This is a genomic window from Bradyrhizobium sp. C9, from assembly GCF_002532045.1.
GTDB lineage: Bacteria > Pseudomonadota > Alphaproteobacteria > Rhizobiales > Xanthobacteraceae > Bradyrhizobium.
Window position 1 is genome coordinate 13,491 of sequence record NZ_NWTG01000018.1, and the last position, 18,056, is coordinate 31,546.

Here is an 18,056-nt window from a genome sequence, read left to right on the forward strand (position 1 = left end):
CGGAAGCCGTTGGGAGACAGTCAGATTTCGGGCTTTTTCAGTCCGTAAAGCGAAGCGTTTGGACGAGCGGGTGCAGTGATGTGCCTCGCGCGTCGTTTTGCGTTTTGGAGGTAATGGGGGCCGGGCCGGGGATTTAATTCCTGACTTTGCGCTTCGTTCCTTCGGGACGATTCGAAATTCAACCCGGGGTCGATGGCAGTCGCTCCCGGAAGGTTCGCCCCACAAAGGCGACGAAAATGAGAGGCCACGATGGCGCAGCAGACATTCACCGGTCGCAAACGCGTACGCAAGTTTTTCGGTCACATCAAGGAAGTCGCCGAGATGCCGAACCTCATCGAGGTTCAGAAGGCGTCCTATGACCAGTTCCTGATGGTTGACGAGCCGGCCGGCGGTCGCCTCGACGAGGGCCTGCAGGCGGTATTCCGCTCGGTATTTCCGATCTCGGATTTCTCGGGCACCTCGATGCTCGAATTCGTCCGCTACGAGTTCGAACAGCCGAAATATGACGTCGACGAGTGCCGCCAGCGCGGCATGACCTTCGCTGCGCCGCTCAAGGTGACGCTGCGCCTCATCGTGTTCGATATCGACGAGGAAACCGGCGCCAAGTCGGTGAAGGACATCAAGGAGCAGGACGTCTACATGGGCGATATTCCGCTCATGACGATGAACGGCACCTTCGTCGTCAACGGCACCGAGCGCGTCATCGTCTCGCAGATGCACCGTTCGCCCGGCGTGTTCTTCGACCACGACAAGGGCAAGACCCACTCGTCCGGCAAGCTGTTGTTTGCCGCGCGCGTGATTCCGTATCGCGGTTCCTGGCTCGACATCGAGTTCGACGCCAAGGACATCGTGTTCGCGCGCATCGATCGCCGCCGCAAGCTGCCCGTGACCTCGCTGATGTATGCGCTCGGTCTCGACGGCGAGCAGATCCTGTCGACCTTCTACAAGAAGATCACCTACAAGCGGACCAAGGACGGATGGCGCGTGCCGTTCGACGCCAACCGCTTCCGCGGCTACTCGACCATCAACGACCTGATCGACGCCGACACCGGCAAGGTGGTGCTCGAGGCCGGCAAGAAGCTGACCGTGCGCAGCGCGCGCCAGATGCAGGAAAAGGGCCTCAAGGCGCTCCGCATGTCGGACGAGGAGCTCGTCGGCAACTATCTCGCCGAGGATCTCGTCAACCCGAAGACCGGTGAGATCTACGCCGAAGCCGGCGAGGAGATCACCGAGAAGTCGCTCAAGGTGCTGAACGAGCAGGGCTACAAGGACCTGCCGCTGCTCGACATCGACCATGTCAACGTCGGCGCCTACATCCGCAACACGCTGTCGGCGGACAAGAACATGACGCGTGAGGACGCGCTGTTCGACATCTACCGCGTGATGCGTCCGGGCGAGCCGCCGACGCTGGATTCGGCGCAGGCGATGTTCCAGTCGCTGTTCTTCGATGCCGAGCGCTACGACCTTTCCGCGGTCGGCCGCGTCAAGATGAACATGCGCCTCGAGCTCGATGCGCCCGACACCCATCGCACGCTGCGCAAGGAAGACATCCTGGCGGTCATCAAGACGCTGGTCGACCTGCGCGACGGCAAGGGCGAGATCGACGACATCGACCACCTCGGCAACCGCCGGGTTCGCTCGGTCGGCGAGCTGATGGAGAACCAGTACCGGATCGGCCTGCTCCGCATGGAGCGCGCCATCAAGGAGCGCATGTCGAGCGTCGATATCGACACCGTGATGCCGCAGGACCTGATCAACGCCAAGCCCGCGGCTGCCGCGGTGCGCGAGTTCTTCGGTTCCTCGCAGCTGTCGCAGTTCATGGACCAGACCAACCCGCTGTCGGAGATCACCCACAAGCGGCGCCTGTCGGCGCTTGGCCCGGGCGGTCTGACCCGCGAGCGTGCCGGCTTCGAAGTCCGCGACGTGCATCCGACGCATTACGGCCGCATCTGCCCGATCGAAACGCCGGAAGGTCCGAACATCGGTCTGATCAACTCGCTGGCGACGTTCGCGCGCGTCAACAAGTACGGCTTCGTCGAGACGCCCTATCGCAAGATCAAGGACGGCCGGGTCACCGACGAGGTGGTCTATCTGTCGGCGATGGAAGAGGGCCGCTACCGCGTCGCGCAGGCCAACGTGCCGCTCGATGCCAAGGGCCGCTTCACCGACGACCTCGTGGTCTGCCGTCATGCCGGCGAAGTGCTGCCTGTGACGCCGGACAAGGTCGACTACATGGACGTGTCGCCGAAGCAGCTGGTTTCGGTCGCCGCGGCGCTGATCCCGTTCCTCGAGAACGACGACGCCAACCGCGCGCTGATGGGCTCGAACATGCAGCGCCAGGCGGTGCCGCTGGTTCGCGCCGAGGCGCCGTTCGTCGGCACCGGCATGGAAGGCGTGGTCGCTCGTGACTCGGGCGCGGCGATTGCCGCGCGCCGTTCGGGCGTGATCGACCAGATCGACGCCACCCGCGTCGTGATCCGCGCCACCGAGGATCTCGATCCGACCAAGTCGGGCGTCGATATCTACCGGCTGATGAAGTACCAGCGCTCGAACCAGTCGACCTGCATCAACCAGCGTCCGCTGGTGAAGGTCGGCGACATCGTCAAGAAGGGCGACATCATCGCTGACGGTCCGTCGACCGATCTCGGCGAGCTCGCGCTCGGCCGCAACGTGCTGGTCGCGTTCATGCCGTGGAACGGCTACAACTTCGAAGACTCGATCCTGCTCTCCGAGCGGATCGTGAAGGACGACGTGTTTACCTCAATTCACATCGAAGAATTCGAGGTGATGGCCCGCGACACCAAGCTGGGCCCTGAGGAAATCACCCGCGACATTCCGAACGTCTCGGAAGAAGCGCTGAAGAACCTCGACGAAGCCGGTATCGTCTACATCGGTGCGGAAGTTCGCGCCGGCGACATCCTGGTCGGCAAGATCACGCCGAAGGGCGAAAGCCCGATGACGCCGGAAGAGAAGCTGCTCCGCGCGATCTTCGGCGAGAAGGCCTCCGACGTCCGCGATACCTCGCTGCGCGTGCCTCCGGGCGTGCAGGGCACCATCGTGGAAGTCCGCGTGTTCAACCGCCACGGCGTCGACAAGGACGAGCGTGCGCTGGCGATCGAGCGGGAAGAGATCGAGCGTCTTGCCAAGGACCGCGACGACGAACAGGCGATCCTGGACCGCAACGTCTACAACCGCCTCGCCGAGCTGCTGGAGAACCGCCAGGGCATCGCCGGTCCGAAGGGCTTCAAGAAGGATACCAAGATCACCCGTGCGGTGCTCGACGAGTATCCGAAGTCGCAGTGGTGGCTGTTCGCTTCGCCGAACGACAAGCTGATGGCCGAGATCGAGGCCATGCGGAAGCAGTACGACGAGTCGAAGAAGGGCCTCGAGCAGCGCTTCCTCGACAAGGTCGAGAAGCTGCAGCGTGGCGACGAGCTGCCGCCCGGCGTGATGAAGATGGTCAAGGTCTTCGTCGCGGTGAAGCGCAAGATCCAGCCCGGCGACAAGATGGCCGGCCGTCACGGCAACAAGGGCGTGGTGTCGAAGATCGTGCCGATCGAGGACATGCCGTTCCTCGAGGACGGAACGCACGCCGACATCGTGCTCAATCCGCTCGGCGTGCCTTCGCGCATGAACGTCGGTCAGATCCTCGAGACCCATCTCGGTTGGGCCTGCGCCGGCCTCGGCAAGCGCATCGGCCAGACCATCGACGCCTACTATCAGAAGCAGGACCTCAAGCCGCTGCGCGAGACCCTGAAGAAGATCTATGGCGAGGATGAAACCATCAAGTCGCTGAACGACAACGAACTGGTCGAACTCGGCCGCAATCTGAGCCACGGCGTGCCGATCGCAACGCCGGTGTTCGACGGCGCCAAGGAAGCCGACATCGAGGAGATGCTGAAGCTCGCGGGCTTCGACGCCTCCGGCCAGTCGACCGTCTATGACGGCCGCACCGGCGACCAGTTCGATCGCAAGGTGACGATGGGCTACATCTACATGCTCAAGCTGCACCATCTCGTGGACGACAAGATCCACGCGCGTTCGATCGGTCCGTACTCGCTCGTCACCCAGCAGCCGCTGGGCGGCAAGGCGCAGTTCGGCGGCCAGCGCTTCGGCGAAATGGAGGTCTGGGCGCTGGAAGCCTACGGCGCCGCCTACACGCTGCAGGAGATGCTGACCGTGAAGTCGGACGACGTCGCCGGCCGTACCAAGGTGTACGAGGCGATCGTGCGCGGCGACGACACCTTCGAGGCCGGCATTCCGGAATCGTTCAACGTGCTGGTCAAGGAAATGCGCTCGCTCGGCCTCAACGTCGACCTGCACAATTCCAAGGTGGGACCGGCGTCGACGTCGGAAGCGGCCGAGTAACGCTGAGATTTACGCCCGGCGCGAAAGCGCCGGGCCTTCGCGCTCCGCTCGGACGTTGAGTGGGGCGCGCGTTGAATAAAAGTTTCGAATTTGCTGCCGGTGACGATCGGCACGCGAGGAGAAGACCATGAATCAAGAGATTATGAATCTTTTCAATCCGACGACGCCGGCTCAGGTCTTCGACCAGATCCGGATTTCGATCGCGTCTCCGGAGAAGATTCTGTCCTGGTCCTACGGCGAGATCAAGAAGCCGGAGACCATCAACTACCGCACCTTCAAGCCGGAGCGTGACGGTCTGTTCTGCGCGCGCATCTTCGGGCCGATCAAGGACTACGAGTGCTTGTGCGGCAAGTACAAGCGGATGAAGTACAAGGGCATCATCTGCGAGAAGTGCTCGGTCGAGGTGACGCTGTCGCGCGTCCGGCGCGAGCGCATGGGCCATATCGAGCTGGCGGCGCCGGTCGCCCACATCTGGTTCCTGAAGTCGCTGCCGTCGCGCATCGGCCTGCTGCTCGACATGACGCTGAAGGATCTCGAGCGGATCCTGTACTTCGAATACTACGTCGTTCTCGAGCCGGGTCTCACCGCGCTGAAGGACCGTCAGCTGCTGTCGGAAGACGAGTATCTGAAGGCGCAGGACGAGTACGGCCAGGACAGCTTCACCGCCATGATCGGCGCGGAAGCGATCCGCGAGCTGCTGAAGGGGCTCGAGCTCGAGAAGCTCGAGGCGACGCTGCGTGCCGACATGGCGGAGACCGACTCCGACATCAAGCACAAGAAGCTCGCCAAGCGTCTGAAGATCGTCGAGGCCTTCCGCGTCTCCGGCAACAAGCCGGAATGGATGATCATGACGGTGGTGCCGGTGATTCCGCCGGACCTGCGTCCGCTGGTGCCGCTCGACGGCGGCCGGTTCGCGACCTCCGACCTCAACGACCTCTACCGCCGCGTCATCAACCGCAACAACCGCCTGAAGCGGCTGATGGAGCTGCGTGCGCCCGACATCATCATCCGCAACGAAAAGCGCATGCTGCAGGAGGCCGTCGACGCGCTGTTCGACAACGGCCGCCGCGGCCGCGTCATCACCGGCGCCAACAAGCGCCCGCTGAAGTCGCTCGCCGACATGCTGAAGGGCAAGCAGGGCCGGTTCCGTCAGAACCTGCTCGGCAAGCGCGTCGACTATTCGGGCCGTTCGGTGATCGTGGTCGGTCCCGAGCTGCGCCTGCATCAGTGCGGCCTGCCGAAGAAGATGGCGCTCGAGCTGTTCAAGCCGTTCATCTACTCGAGGCTCGACGCCAAGGGTCTGTCCACCACGGTGAAGCAGGCCAAGAAGCTGGTCGAAAAGGAGCGTCCGGAGGTCTGGGATATCCTCGATGAGGTGATCCGCGAGCATCCGGTGCTGCTCAACCGCGCGCCGACGCTGCATCGCCTGGGCATCCAGGCGTTCGAGCCGGTGCTGATCGAAGGCAAGGCGATCCAGCTGCATCCGCTGGTCTGCGCCGCCTTCAACGCCGACTTCGACGGCGACCAGATGGCCGTGCACGTTCCGCTGTCGCTCGAAGCGCAGCTGGAAGCGCGCGTCCTGATGATGTCGACCAACAACATCCTGCATCCGGCGAACGGCCAGCCGATCATCGTGCCGTCGCAGGACATCGTGCTCGGCCTCTACTACGTCTCGATCATGCGCGAAGGCCTGCCCGGCGAGGGCAAGATCTTCGGCGATATGGCCGAGCTCGAGCACGCCCTGCATTCGAAGGTCATCCACCTCCACACCAAGATCAAGTACCGGTGGGAAGGCCTCGACGAGGAAGGCAAGATGTCCAAGCGGTGGATCGAAACCACCGCGGGCCGCGTCATGCTCGGCAACCTGCTGCCGAAGAGCACCAAGATCTCGTACGACATCATCAACAAGCTGATGACCAAGCGCGAGATCTCCGGCGTGATCGACCAGGTCTACCGTCACTGCGGTCAGAAGGAGACGGTGATCTTCTGCGACCGCATCATGGCGCTCGGCTTCTACAACGCCTTCAAGGCGGGCATCTCGTTCGGCAAGGACGACATGGTCGTGCCGGCGTCGAAGTGGAAGATCGTGGACCAGACCCGTACGCTGGCGAAGGATTTCGAGCAGCAGTACAATGACGGCCTGATCACCCATGGCGAGAAGTACAACAAGGTCGTCGACGCCTGGTCGAAGGCCGGTGAAGAAGTCGCCAAGGCGATGATGAAGGAGATCTCGTCCACCAAGAAGACGGCGGCGGGCGCGGATGCCGACATCAACTCGATCTACATGATGGCGCACTCCGGTGCGCGTGGTTCGCCGGCCCAGATGCGTCAGCTCGCCGGCATGCGCGGCCTGATGGCCAAGCCGTCGGGCGAGATCATCGAAACGCCGATCATTTCCAACTTCAAGGAAGGTCTGTCGGTGCTCGAATACTTCAACTCGACCCACGGCGCCCGCAAGGGCCTCGCGGACACCGCGTTGAAGACCGCGAACTCCGGCTACCTGACCCGCCGTCTGGTCGACGTCGCGCAGGACTGCATCATCACGCAGACCGATTGCGGCACCACGCTCGGCATCAAGATGCGCGCCATCGTCGATGCCGGCACGGTCGTTGCCTCGCTCGGCTCGCGCATCCTGGGCCGCACGGCTTGCGACGACGTGCGCGATCCCGCCACCAACGAGGTCATCATCAAGCGTGACACCTTGATGGAGGAGACCCATGTCGACGCGATCCAGCAGGCCGGCATCCAGGAAGTGAAGATCCGTTCGGCACTGACCTGCGAGCTGGTCAACGGCATCTGCGCCAAGTGCTACGGCCGCGATCTGGCCCGCGGCACCCCGGTCAACCACGGTGAGGCCGTCGGCGTTATCGCGGCACAGTCGATCGGTGAACCCGGCACGCAGCTGACGATGCGCACGTTCCACATCGGCGGCGCCGCGCAGCTCAACGAGCAGTCGTTCGTCGAATCGAACTTCGACGGCAAGATCGTGATCAGGAACAAGGCCATCGCCCGCAACAGCGAAGGCAATCTGGTCGCGATGGTGCGCAACATGGTCGTTGCGATCGTCGATGCCGACGGCACCGAGCGTGCAACGCACCGTATTCAGTACGGTTCGAAGATGCACGTCGACGAAGGCGACATGGTCAAGCGCGGCCAGCGCATCGCGGAGTGGGATCCCTATACCCGTCCGGTGCTCACCGAAGTCGAGGGCACGATCGGGTTCGAGGATCTGGTCGAAGGCCAGTCGATCTCGGAAACGCTCGACGAATCGACCGGTATCGCCAAGCGCGTGGTCATCGACTGGCGTACGACGCGCGGCGGTTCGGACCTGCGTCCGGCCATCGTGGTCAAGGGCAAGGACGGCAAGGTGATGAAGCTCGCGCGTGGCGGCGATGCCCGCTACATGCTGTCGGTCGACGCCATTCTGTCGGTCGACGTCGGCGCGAAGGTGATGCCCGGCGACATCCTGGCGCGTATCTCGACCGAGAGCGCCAAGACGCGTGACATCACCGGCGGTCTGCCGCGGGTGGCCGAACTGTTCGAGGCTCGCAAGCCGAAGGATGCGGCGATCATCGCGGAGACCGCGGGAACGATCCGCTTCGGCCGCGACTACAAGAACAAGCGCCGCATCTCGATCGAGCCGATGGACAAGACCGAGGAGCCGCGCGAGTACCTGATCCCGAAGGGCAAGCACATCCACCTTCAGGACGGCGACATCGTCGAAAAGGGCGATTTCATCGTCGAAGGCAATCCGGCGCCGCACGACATCCTGGCGATCAAGGGCATCGAGGAACTCGCTGCCTATCTGGTCAACGAAATCCAGGAGGTCTACCGGTTGCAGGGCGTGCTCATCAACGACAAGCACATCGAGGTGATTGTCCGTCAGATGCTGCAGAAGGTCGAGGTCACCGATCAGGGCGACACCGACATGATCTCGGGCGAGCAGGTCGACAAGATCGAGTTCGACGCGCTCAACACCAAGGCCAAGGAGGAGGGCAAGAAGCCCGCCACGGGTACGCCGGTTCTGCTCGGCATCACCAAGGCGAGCTTGCAGACCCGCTCCTTCTTCTCGGCGGCGTCGTTCCAGGAGACCACGCGCGTGCTCACCGAAGCTGCCGTCAACGGCAAGGTGGACCCGCTCGAAGGCCTCAAGGAGAACGTCATCGTCGGCCGTCTGATCCCGGCCGGCACCGGCGCCTCGATGGCGCGGATCCGCGAAGTTGCGGTCAAGCGCGACAAGCTGATCCTCGACGAGCGCGAGAAGCAGCAGGCGGCGATCGTGCCGACGGCTCCGGAGGCGGAGCCGCTGGCGCTGCCGCCCGCGGAATAGGCATCCGCAAGACTACGGGTGCGACGAGAAGGCCGGCGTTCTGCCGGCCTTTTTGTTGCTTTCTTGCCTTGCTGCGGTGCAGGGACGCAGTTTGTTCATCTTCCCTTCAGGCAAAAAAGTGCCTTTGCTAGGGTGACTTAGACCGGCTGTTTGGCTCGTGCCGGAGACGACGGAAGCGATATGCTCGACTTGGCGATTGTAGGCGGCGGCCCCGGGGGGCTGATGAGCGCCTGGTATCTGAAGCGCAAACTCGGCGACCTCTGCCGCATCACCATCTTCGAGGCGTCGAACCGTCTCGGCGGCAAGATTGTCACGCGCAAATTCGACACCGCGCCTGCGATGTACGAGGCCGGCGTCGCCGAGATCTACGACTACTCGATGACGGGACCGGACCCGCTGCGCGAGTTGATCCAGCATTTCGGCTTGCAGACCATCCCGATGGATGCCGAGCAGGTGCAGCTCGACGGCGAACTGCTGGCCGACGTTCCCGGCATGCGCCGCAAATACGGCGCGAAGACCGCGGCCGCGATCGAGGCGTTCCGCAAGCGCTGCAGCGAGCTGGTGTCGCCGATCGAGTATTACGAGGGCGTCGGCGCCCACGACAACGAACATCCCTGGGCCTACAAGACCGCCGAGCAGATCCTCGACGAAGAGGTCGAGGACGTGACTGCCAAGCGGTTCTTCAAGGTGATGGCGCGCTCGGACCTTGCGACCGAGAGCCACAACACCAACGGCCTCAACGCGCTGAAGAACTACGTGATGGACGTCGACGGCTATATCGGCCTGTATTCGATCCAGAACGGCAACGAGCAGCTGATCGATTGCCTGCGCTCGGAGGTCAGCGCCGACATCCAGCTCAACCATCGCGTGCTCAAGGTCGGCAAGACCGCAAGCGGCCGCTACCAGCTCAACATGATGAACGGCAAGGGCCCGGAGACGCGCGACTTCGACCTCGTGCTGGTCTGCCTGCCGCACTCCTGGCTCGCCACCATGCGCTGGGACGGCGAGCAGCTGCGCAAGTCGATGGTCAAGCACGTCGCCTATTTCGACCGTCCCGCGCATTATCTGCGCGTCTCGATCCTGTTCGACGAGCCGTTCTGGGGCGAGAAGATCCCGGGCGCCTGGTTCATGTCGGAAGCGTTCGGCGGCTGCTGCGTCTACAATGAGGGCGCGCGCCACGACGTCGGCAAGCACGGCGTGCTGAACTGGCTGATCGCCGGCTCCGACGCGCTCGCCTTCGCCAATCTCAGCGACGAGGAACTGATCGACGCCGCGCTGAAGTCGCTGCCGGCCTCGCTCGGCGATGCCCGTGCGCATTTCCTCGAGGGCAAGACCCATCGCTGGCTGTCGTCGGTCAACGCGCTGCCGGGCGGCCTGCCGGTGCGCGACGTCATGACCAACCACCGCCCGGATCCGAAGGAGCACCCCGGCATCGTGGTGGTCGGCGACTATCTGTTCGATTCCACGCTGAACGGGCTGCTCGATTCCTCCGATGCCGCGACCGACATCGTCGTCACCGAGATGATGCGGCTGCGCCGCGCCCGTGCGCAGGACGAAGGCGCGCTGTCCGACAAGATCGACCGCAACTATTTCGAGAATTATCGCGGCGCCGGTCCCTACAACGAAGTCTGGCGCAACTTCACCGACCCGGCCTACCTGACCGACCTGATCAAGACGGTGTGGGGCAGGGCGAAGGGCTACAAGCTGCTGATCGCCGGCTCCGCCAGCGGCGAGCTGGTCGGCGCGCTGCGCGAGCGCGGCATCGATGCCTGGGGCATCGAGAACAACCGCTACATCCACGGCAAGACGCCGAAGGCGCTCAAGAAGTACAACAAGCTCGGCTCGATCGCCGACATGCCGTTCAAGGACAACGAGTTCGACTTCGTGTTCGAGACCTCGCTGTGCCATCTCGGCGAGAAGCAGGTGGTGCGCGGGGTGCGCGAACTCAACCGCGTGGTCAAGACCGGTGTCGTGTTCGCGTCGGTGACCTCGGACATGGCGCCGGCGGTGATCGATCGCTACGACCTGCTGCGCGGCGTGAAGAAGCTCGGCACCTGGTGGGAATGGTCGGAATTGTTCTTCGGCAACGGCTTCGACCTGTCGATGCACCGCCGCGACTGCACCGATGCGCTGTGGACGTTGACGCTTGCCGCCAACAAGGGGCCGGGGCAGTGGTACGCCGACTCCGACAGCCTGCGCTATTCCTTCTTCGACAAGGTCGAGGCCGATCACGACGACTAGCGGCAACACGGCCATGCCGTGATCCCGAATCCACGGGACCACGCGGCGCGCTGTTCCAAACGCTTTGCCGAATTCATTGTGATCGCATAGGATTGTACCAGCAGCGTTCGCCGCTGCGGTTTCGATTTGCGGTCATGCCGGCCGTGGAGCATCGGTTGGTTTCATGGCGCCAAGACCTCCTGCATCAGACGACCCGAATCGATCGGCGGCCGATGATCCCGAGCTGAAGAAAAAGTCTGCCGCCGCGGCCGGTCCGCCGGTGGCAACCGCCTCCGCCAAGCCCGTCTCCGCCAAGCCGGCCGCCGCGCCCGACGACGACGATGATGACGAGGACGACGAGTTCGAGCTCGATGACGATGATGACGAGGATCTCGTCGTCTTCACCGCCAAGGAAGCCGCCGGCGCGCTCTCCACGATCTTCGGCTTCATCAAGCCGATCCTGACCAACTACAAGAAGCCGCTCGCTTTCGTCGCCGTCGGCGTGCTGGTCGAGACGTTGTTCAACGTCATCATGCCGCTCAGCCTGAAATTCCTGATCGACGACGCGCTCGGCGAGGAGGATTTCCAGGCCCTTTACAAGATCCTCGGCGTACTCGCGGTCGCCGGCATCGTCACCTCGATCATCGCGGTCTGGTACGAGCGCTGGGATGCGCGGCTTGGCGCGGGTATCATCGCCGACGTCCGGACCCGCATCTTCGATCACGTCCAGAACCTGCCATCGGCCTATTTCGCGCGCACCAAGCGCGGCGAGATCCTGTCGCGCTTCTCGATCGATCTGTCGGCCTTCGAGGGCTCGATCAAGACCTTCGCCAACAGCGCGGCGCTGCCGGGTCTTGAGCTGGTGGCCGGCATCATCCTGATGCTGTTCCTCAACTGGCAGCTTGCCGCGGTCGCCCTGCTGGTGTTTCCGATCACCCTGATCGGACCGCGCATCCTGACGCCGAAGGCGGTGCAGGCCAATTACGAGCAGAAGCAGAACGAGGCCGCACTGCTCGGCATGGTGCAGGAGAACGTCGCCGCCCAGGCCGTGGTGAAGGCATTCAATCTGCAGCGCCGGGCGCTCGGCTGGTTCACGCTGCGCAACCGCGACGTCCGCGCCAAGGCCGCGTCAGCCATGTTCCTGTCGACCATGGTGGAGCGCACCGTCACCATTTCGGTGCTGCTGCTCCACCTCGTCGTGTTGGCGATCGGCGCCTATCTCGCCACCAAGGGACAGATCACGGTCGGCACCTTCGTGACCTTCGAGAGCGCATTCTGGGAGGTGTCGTACAACATCGCCCATCTCATGCATTTCATCCCGGTGTCGATCTCGTCGGCGGCGGCGGTGCGGCACATCCAGGAGCTGCTCGACGAGCCGACCCGTGGCGCCGACCGTCCCGGTGCGCCGGATCTGCCGCGCATCACCAACGATATCTCGTTCGACCGCGTCACCTTCAAGTATGAGGGGGCGCAGACGCCGGTGCTCGACAATCTCAGCCTCAAGCTCAATGCCGGCAAGAGCATTGCGATCGTCGGTCCCAGCGGCTCCGGCAAGAGCACGCTGATCAACCTGATCCTGCGGCTCTACGTGCCGGACGAGGGCCGCGTCGCGATCGACGGCGTCGACATCCGCCGGGTGACGCGCGAGTCGCTGCGGGCCAGCATGGCGGTCGTGTTCCAGGAAAACATGCTGTTCAACATGTCGATCCGCGAGAACATCCGGCTCGGCAAGGAAGGCGCCACCGACGCCGAGGTCGAGGACGCCGCGAAGAAGGCGGAGATCCATCGCTACATCATGAGCCTGCCGCAGCGCTACGACACGCCGGTCGGCGAGCGCGGCGATACCCTGTCCGGCGGCCAGCGCCAGCGCATCGCGATCGCGCGCGCGATCATCCGCAACCCGTCGGTGCTGCTGCTCGATGAAGCCACCTCGGCGCTCGACCAGACCACGGAGGCGGCGATCAACCGCACGCTGCTCAAGGTCGCCGAGGGGCGCACCATGATCTGGTCGACGCACCGTCTGACCTCGGTGGTCGAGATGGACGAGATCATTGTGATATCAGGCGGCAGGGCGATCGAACGCGGTTCGCACGAGGAGCTGCTGGCGAGGGGCGGCGTCTACCGCAAGCTGTGGGACGATCAGGGGCACAAGCATCACGACGCGGACGACGAGGATGACGACGACGCGGACGATGATGAAGACGACGAGGATGAGGACGACGACGAGGAGGCGTGATATCCGCCCCGTTGCTCATGACGCCCTGGTGCTAGGCCCTGTCGGCTGCGTGCGGACGTTGCCGGAAGTGACTGGCCGGCCGGGTCGCTGACGCCGCCTGCGGACGCTGCAGCCGGCGCAGCGAGCCCCGGCCGAGATAGCCGAGGAAGCGCGCCCAGCGCTGGGCCTGCCAGTACGGCCCGCTGCCGATCGACACCTCGCGGAAGTTGAACGCCTTGGCGTTCGACCAGGCGTCGCATTCCGTCTTGACCGGATCGTCGTAGAACGCCGTGATCTTCTCCTCGCCCATGCCGTCGGTCGCGAGCCAGGCCGGGATGTGGACATTGCAGAGCTGGGACACGTCTGTGAACACCTTGTCGGTCCCGGTGCCGGTGACGGGGCAGGTGCTGGCGAAGGCGTCGCCGACCAGCACGACGCCGGCCTGCCGATAGCCGGTGCTGACATAGACGTCGGCCGGCCTGATCTTGATGTCGCCGGCGACGTCGAATTCGCCGGTGAGCCGGCGCAGCCGTGGCAGCGCGGCATTCAGAGTCTCGACCGGATTGCGCCGCATCGCGCGCAACCACGGATCGTCGGCCTGGCGATAGGTGAAGAGGTTGGCGCGCATCCGGTTTCCGACCGGGAACAGCGTGATGTAGGGGATACGGTCGCTCGGCCGCTCCGAGAAATAGGTCATTGCCGCGAACGGGAAGGCCGGACGGCCTACGGGCACGAAATCGAATCCGAGCGAGATCGAGTGGCAGAAGCTGGTCACCAGCCGCTCGATGCCGAGCATCCGGCGCAGCCCGACATTCAGGCCGTTGGCGAGCACCACGAGGCGCGCCGAAATCTCCTCGCCGCCCGACAGCACCAGCCGCTGCCGCTCGGAGCTGGTCGCGACATTGACGACCTTGTCGCGGATGAATTCCGCCGGCCCGGCGATCTCGGCCCGAATTGCCGTGATCAGCGCGTCATACATGATGCCGTATTGCCGGCTCGGCTGCCGGTCGAGCAGATGGCCGAATCGCGCGATCCAGTTCTCGCCGTCCAGCGTCGCCGAGCGGAGCACGGATTCGGCAAGGCCGGTCTTGGCGAATCGCGCGAGCTGGAGGTCGCCGCCGATCTTTTCGACGCGAAAGTCGAATGGATAGGTCTGATGGGGGTCGATCATGACGGTCGGCATCCCGGCACGGCCGAGCATGGCGGCCGCGGTCGAGCCCGCAAGACCTCCGCCGATGATCGCGATGTCGGTGTACCGCATGACGTTTTCCGTGGCCGTAGACCGCAATTTTTGCGCTGCGAATGGCAAATAAAGGCTTAGTTTCGAATTTCGCCTTCAGGTCCAAGTTGGGAAGAATTGTTTCTAATCATATTTTACCCGGGTATAATACGATTCCGCCGACGTGCCGGGGATTCGGATTCGGGCGAGGGGAGTCGCAGACGCTGTCATATTTCGACGCGCGACGAGCGCCGTGAAATGCGAAATCTGCAAGCGCCAGAGGCGTTTCTTTGCTTGTCGTTTTGCTTGACTTCACTATCTCTCGCTTATACAAGGCGCTCACTTAACGACAGGCGGTGAGCTACGCCAGCGTCGGAACGGACCACCCGAAGGCCCTTTTTCAGGCGCCGGACGGGCACCAACCTCGACGAATGCTGCTCAAACGCTGTCGATGATAGCTAGGCAATGCCAGGACGATTTTAGTTCTCTTGAGCACGTCCTCTTGAGAGTGAATTCGGATGCATGACCTCGGTGGCGGGCCGGACAGCGAACGCTGGACGGTTCGGGATCGCGGTCCTCTGTGGCGTCGATGCGCTTTCCGCTCAGTGATGAGTGGTTGGCGCGATTTCGCTTTGCGCGGTTGCTTGTTTCGCGTCGAGCGGGCCGTACGGGACGGCTAGTCCTGAGAAGAAATTTGCGGAGCCATTCAAGGCTTTCGCGCGAACTAAAGGGTGAAGGCTGCATGCCGACGATCAACCAGCTGATCGCAAAACCACGTGAAGTGCAGAAGTCGCGCAAGAAGGTGCCGGCGCTGCAGCAGTCGCCGCAGAAGCGCGGCGTGTGCACGCGCGTCTACACCACGACCCCGAAGAAGCCGAACTCGGCGCTTCGTAAGGTCGCCAAGGTGCGCCTGACCAACGGCTTCGAGGTGATCGGCTACATCCCGGGTGAAGGCCATAACCTGCAGGAGCACTCGGTGGTCATGATCCGCGGCGGCCGCGTCAAGGACTTGCCCGGCGTGCGCTACCACATCCTCCGTGGCGTGCTGGATACCCAGGGCGTCAAGAACCGTAAGCAGCGTCGTTCGAAGTACGGCGCGAAGCGTCCGAAGTAAGCGGGAAACGATCAGATGTCGCGTCGCCATTCTGCTGAGAAGCGTGAAGTTCTTCCGGATCCGAAGTTCGGGAACATCATCATTACGAAGTTCATGAACTCGGTGATGTACGCCGGGAAGAAGTCGGTCGCCGAAAACATCGTCTACGGTGCGCTCGGCATGATCGAGGCCAAGACCAAGCAGCCCCCGCTCGGCGTGTTCGAGCAGGCGCTCGAGAACGTGATGCCGACCATCGAGGTTCGCTCCCGCCGCGTCGGCGGCGCGACCTACCAGGTGCCGGTGGAAGTCCGCTCGGTGCGCCGTCAGGCGCTCGGCATCCGCTGGCTGATCTCGGCCGCCCGTGAGCGCAACGAGAAGACCATGACGGAGCGCCTCTCGGCGGAGCTGCTCGACGCCTCGAACAATCGCGGCAACGCCGTGAAGAAGCGTGAAGACGTGCACCGGATGGCGGAAGCCAACCGCGCCTTCTCGCACTATCGCTGGTAAGGCGAACAACGGAATTTAAGGAACAGTCTCATGCCCCGCCAACATGCCATCGAGGACTACCGTAACTTCGGTATCATGGCGCATATCGACGCCGGCAAGACCACGACCACCGAGCGCATCCTGTATTACACCGGCAAGAGCCACAAGATCGGCGAAGTGCACGAAGGTGCCGCGACGATGGACTGGATGGAGCAGGAGCAGGAGCGTGGCATCACGATCACCTCGGCTGCCACCACCGCGTTCTGGAACGGCAAGCGCCTGAACATCATCGACACCCCCGGCCACGTCGACTTCACCATTGAAGTCGAGCGTTCGCTGCGCGTGCTCGACGGCGCCGTTTGCGTTCTCGACTCCAACCAGGGCGTCGAGCCGCAGACCGAGACCGTCTGGCGCCAGGGCGACAAGTACAAGGTTCCGCGCATCGTCTTCGCCAACAAGATGGACAAGACCGGCGCCGACTTCTTCAAGTGCCTGTCCGACATCGTCGACCGCCTCGGCGCCAAGCCGATCGCGATCCAGCTGCCGATCGGTGCCGAGAACAACTTCAAGGGTCTCGTCGACCTCGTGAAGATGAAGGGCATCGTCTGGAACGACGAATCGCTCGGCGCCAAGTTCGACTATGTCGACATCCCGGAAGATCTGGTCGAGCAGGCCAAGGAATATCGCGAGAAGATGGTGGAAGCCGCCGTCGAGCTCGACGACGATGCTCTGGCCGCCTTCCTCGATGGCAAGGAGCCGGACGAGGCGACCCTGAAGCGCCTGATCCGCAAGGCCGTGCTGACCGGCGCGTTCTATCCGGTGCTGTGCGGTTCCGCGTTCAAGAACAAGGGCGTGCAGCCGCTGCTCGACGCCGTCGTCGACTATCTGCCGTCGCCGATCGACGTGCCCGCGATCAAGGGCACCGATGACGACGGCAACGAAGTCGTGCGCAAGGCGGACGACAAGGAGCCGCTGGCGTTGCTCGCGTTCAAGATCATGGACGACCCCTTCGTCGGCACCATCACGTTCTGCCGCATCTATTCCGGCATCCTGCAGTCGGGCACCGGCGTGGTGAACTCGACCCGCGAGAAGAAGGAACGTATCGGCCGCATGCTGCTGATGCACGCGAACAACCGCGAAGACATCAAGGAAGCCTATGCCGGCGACATCGTCGCGCTGGCTGGCCTGAAGGAAGCGCGCACCGGCGACACGCTGTGCGATCCCGACAAGCCGGTGATCCTCGAGAAGATGGAATTCCCGGAGCCGGTGATCGAGATCGCGATCGAGCCGAAGTCGAAAGCCGACCAGGAAAAGCTGGGCGTGGCGCTGGCGAAGCTCGCCGCGGAGGATCCGTCGTTCCGCGTGTCGACCGACCAGGAGTCCGGCCAGACCATTCTCAAGGGCATGGGCGAACTGCATCTCGACATCAAGGTCGACATTCTCAAGCGCACCTACAAGGTCGATGCCAACATCGGCGCACCGCAGGTGGCGTTCCGCGAGCGCGTGACCAAGAAGGCCGAAGTCAAGTACACGCACAAGAAGCAGACCGGCGGTACCGGTCAGTTCGCCGAAGTGTCGATCGTCGTCGAGCCGAACGAGCCCGGCAAGGGCTATGAGTTCGAATCGAAGATCGTCGGCGGCGCGGTGCCGAAGGAATACATCCCCGGCGTCGAAAAGGGCCTCAACAGCGTGATGGGCTCCGGCGTCGTCGCCGGCTTCCCGGTGGTGGACGTCAAGGTGCAGCTGGTCGACGGCAAGTATCACGACGTCGACTCGTCGGCACTGGCGTTCGAAATTGCGTCGCGGGCCGCGTTCCGCGAGGCGCTGACGAAGGGCAAGTCCGTTCTGCTCGAGCCGATCATGAAGGTCGAGGTGGTGACCCCGGAAGACTACACCGGTTCGGTCATCGGCGACCTGAATTCCCGGCGCGGCCAGATCCAGGGTCAAGACATGCGCGGCAACGCCAACGTCATCAATGCGATGGTGCCGCTCATGAACATGTTCGGTTACGTGAACAACCTGCGCTCGATGAGCCAGGGTCGCGCGACCTTCACAATGCAGTTCGATCACTACGCCGAAGCTCCGGCGAACGTGTCGGCTGAAGTCCAGAAGAAGTTTGCCTGAT

The 18,056-nt window shown here is 63.4% G+C and carries 8 protein-coding genes; 7 read left to right on the forward strand and 1 reads right to left on the reverse strand.

The window, feature by feature from the left end:
* Nucleotides 1–249: 249 nt before the first annotated feature.
* The 4 genes from rpoB to CO675_RS28165 all read left to right on the forward strand — a co-directional run bounded on the left by rpoB (nucleotide 250) and on the right by CO675_RS28165 (nucleotide 13,154).
* Nucleotides 250–4,368: a DNA-directed RNA polymerase subunit beta gene (gene rpoB / locus CO675_RS28150; protein WP_097675067.1), complete on the forward strand. Its 4,119-nt coding sequence runs from the start codon at nucleotides 250–252 to the stop codon at nucleotides 4,366–4,368.
* 127 nt (nucleotides 4,369–4,495) lie between these two features.
* Nucleotides 4,496–8,698: a DNA-directed RNA polymerase subunit beta' gene (rpoC, locus tag CO675_RS28155; RefSeq protein ID WP_097675068.1), complete on the forward strand. Its 4,203-nt coding sequence runs from the start codon at nucleotides 4,496–4,498 to the stop codon at nucleotides 8,696–8,698.
* Nucleotides 8,699–8,878: 180 nt separating this feature from the next.
* Entirely contained in the window at nucleotides 8,879–10,939 is a 2,061-nt protein-coding gene (locus CO675_RS28160) for an FAD-dependent oxidoreductase (RefSeq protein WP_097675069.1), read from the forward strand.
* Nucleotides 10,940–11,102: 163 nt separating this feature from the next.
* Nucleotides 11,103–13,154 carry an ABC transporter ATP-binding protein gene (locus CO675_RS28165; protein ID WP_097675070.1) on the forward strand — a complete coding sequence of 684 codons (2,052 nt, stop codon included), beginning with the start codon at nucleotides 11,103–11,105 and terminating at the stop codon, nucleotides 13,152–13,154.
* A gap of 31 nt (nucleotides 13,155–13,185) precedes the next feature.
* On the opposite strand, the gene CO675_RS28170 is transcribed toward CO675_RS28165, so the two are convergent.
* Nucleotides 13,186–14,394 carry an FAD-dependent oxidoreductase gene (locus CO675_RS28170; protein ID WP_097675071.1) on the reverse strand — a complete coding sequence of 403 codons (1,209 nt, stop codon included), beginning with the start codon at nucleotides 14,392–14,394 and terminating at the stop codon, nucleotides 13,186–13,188.
* Nucleotides 14,395–15,094: 700 nt separating this feature from the next.
* On the opposite strand from CO675_RS28170, the gene rpsL reads away from it, so the two are divergent.
* The 3 genes from rpsL to fusA are packed head-to-tail and all read left to right on the forward strand — an operon-like array spanning nucleotide 15,095 to nucleotide 18,055.
* Nucleotides 15,095–15,466, forward strand: a complete 372-nt coding sequence (gene rpsL, locus CO675_RS28175) for a 30S ribosomal protein S12 (protein WP_028168167.1) — start codon at nucleotides 15,095–15,097, stop codon at nucleotides 15,464–15,466.
* Between the two features lie 15 nt (nucleotides 15,467–15,481).
* Nucleotides 15,482–15,952, forward strand: a complete 471-nt coding sequence (gene rpsG / locus CO675_RS28180; RefSeq protein ID WP_021081660.1) for a 30S ribosomal protein S7 — start codon at nucleotides 15,482–15,484, stop codon at nucleotides 15,950–15,952.
* Nucleotides 15,953–15,982: 30 nt separating this feature from the next.
* The gene (fusA, locus tag CO675_RS28185; protein ID WP_097675072.1) at nucleotides 15,983–18,055 is read left to right on the forward strand and encodes an elongation factor G; all 2,073 of its coding nucleotides are present in this window, start codon (nucleotides 15,983–15,985) and stop codon (nucleotides 18,053–18,055) included.
* Nucleotide 18,056 lies beyond the last annotated feature (1 nt).